At 32.1% G+C, this 2,018-nt stretch carries 2 protein-coding genes; one reads left to right on the top strand and one right to left on the bottom strand.

All coding sequences use genetic code 11. The features are described from left to right. Positions 1 to 442: 442 nt before the first annotated feature. Positions 443 to 1,090 (bottom strand): hypothetical protein, encoded by a 648-nt coding sequence (locus BZG01_RS21205; protein ID WP_180327423.1) that lies wholly within the window; start codon positions 1,088 to 1,090, stop codon positions 443 to 445. Positions 1,091 to 1,559: 469 nt separating this feature from the next. Between BZG01_RS21205 and BZG01_RS21200 the strand changes: the two genes are divergently transcribed. After that, a partial coding sequence (locus BZG01_RS21200; RefSeq protein ID WP_180327424.1) for an REP-associated tyrosine transposase occupies positions 1,560 to 2,018 on the top strand: 459 nt, incomplete at its 3' end.

Below are 2,018 nucleotides of genomic sequence, written 5' to 3'. Positions count from 1 at the left end.
GGATTTAGGTTTGTTTAATATGTCGAATAAATATGTACTGTTACAAAATTAATTTGAAATCGCCGTATACGAGAGTACGTACGGTGGTGTGAGAGGGCGAGGGAGTAATCCCTCTACCTACTCGATTAGAGGCGATAAGGGAATTTTGGAAGGAGTGATTATAGTAATGTAATATCATACGATGCAATCGTGCGGTAGGGGAATTACAATTCCAGAACACCATAATTAAAAAGAGAGCTTCGTGTCTCTCTTTTTAGCTAAATAGTAAGTGTTTTATCTCGTAATTTTTTTATCATTTTTCTTCTGATTTTCAATTATAATCTTTGCACTTTTATTTGCTCTCATTATAAATTTAATAATAAAAAAAACAAATGACAGAATTAAAATAATTAGCACAGATAAGATTGAATATCCTGTGGGAGTGTATGCACTAAACATGTCTTTATATTTTAGGAGTTTTTATAACTGGATATCTTTCGTTATTTATTGACATTTGGACATTAACGTTACGGGTTTTTAAGTAAGCATAACCAGATATCACGATTGGTGATTTCGAAAATCCAACTCCCAACACCTTAAAAATAATTTCATTTTTACATAAAAAAACCATAGTATTTGGCGTATAAAATGAACAATAATTGTCCCAAGGAGTATCAAAGCCTATAAATCCAAATGAATAATCAAGTAATACCTTAACCTTGCCATCAACACCAGCGCTACCATCGAAATACAAATAAACTGTCAAATAAGTATTTCTAATTATAGTTCTAAAACGATCTGAAAATGTGAATTTATAACCTGTTGCATATTCATCTTCAGCTATTTTTGTTTTATTTAAAGATTTTAATTCAATTCCATCTTCAAGTTTTTGCATAAATTCCTCAAAATCTTCTAATGATTGAAACTGAATTATGTTTTTAATGGAACCTCCAATATCTTTTTCATTTTTGAACTCAATCCCATACTTTGTTTCAAGTCTTGATATTTCATTCTCCTTGATTTGCATCTCCTCAGAATGATTCTCTTTATCACAACTTGAAAATGTAATAATCAAAAGAAGAATGGCGAGATGTATTAATAATTTCCTCATATTATATATTAAAATAACAAGCACTTCCATTCATAATATATCAGATTGATTCGAAAGTTAAAATTTTTATGGATAAAATCAAAAGTTGTGGGAGATTTACCCCCGCTAGTGCGAGCTTGTAGCTTGTGTTTGGGGATTTGTTATCCCTTGTCATTCCCTCACTTTCCGCCATTCTTCGTCTTGTGATACCAATGGAAAAATATTCGTAATCGAGATACAGGCTTAAAATTCAAATTATTCTCTTACTATTCAGGAAAACATGCGCTGCAAGCGTGCAAAGAGCTCCCTCTGCTAGTGCGAGCTTGTAGCTCGTATTCAGCACGGCAGAAGAAGAACCAAGCTGTAGGTTGATTATAATACTCAACATATGATTTTATTCTTCATAATTTCAATATATTGTTTATTTTAGAGAGAATAAAAAGCAAACGGATTTGAGTTGAAAATATAAGTTTGACTTCGTCGATTTTTAATTCATAACAAAGAAGGCCTGTACTTTGTTAGCTTTGCAACAGTATATTGGATAGATGTTTTTGTTCGGGAGCAATATTTTGCTGCTGTTGCTAATAGCTTAGAGTATTGTTGCACAAACAAAGGAATGGTTATATATGCTTACTGCATTATGCCTAGTCATATTCATTTGATATTTAATGCTCAAAATTCTGATCCGGGTAAAATTCTTAAAGAGTTTAAAACCTATTCATCAAAATACCTTCAAAGCTTAATTGAAGAAAATCCACAAGAAAGCAGAAAAGAATGGATGCTTTGGATGATGGAGCGTGCAGGAAAAATGAATAGCAATGTAAAAAACCGCCAATTCTGGCAACAAAATAACAAACCCATCGAATTGTGGAGCAGTAAAGTAATCTCTCAAAAATTAGATTACATTCACAATAATCCTGTGGAAGCAGGTTTTGTAGAAGAGGCACAT

The organism is Labilibaculum manganireducens (assembly GCF_002843385.1).
Classification (GTDB): domain Bacteria; phylum Bacteroidota; class Bacteroidia; order Bacteroidales; family Marinifilaceae; genus Labilibaculum; species Labilibaculum manganireducens.
This window is presented reverse-complemented; position numbering and strand designations above follow the sequence as displayed.

What these genes read in the sequence shown, in the direction of transcription:
- BZG01_RS21205 (WP_180327423.1), bottom strand. Translation starts at nt 1,090, where the DNA reads ATGAGGAAATTATTAATACATCTCGCCATTCTTCTTTTGATTATTACA.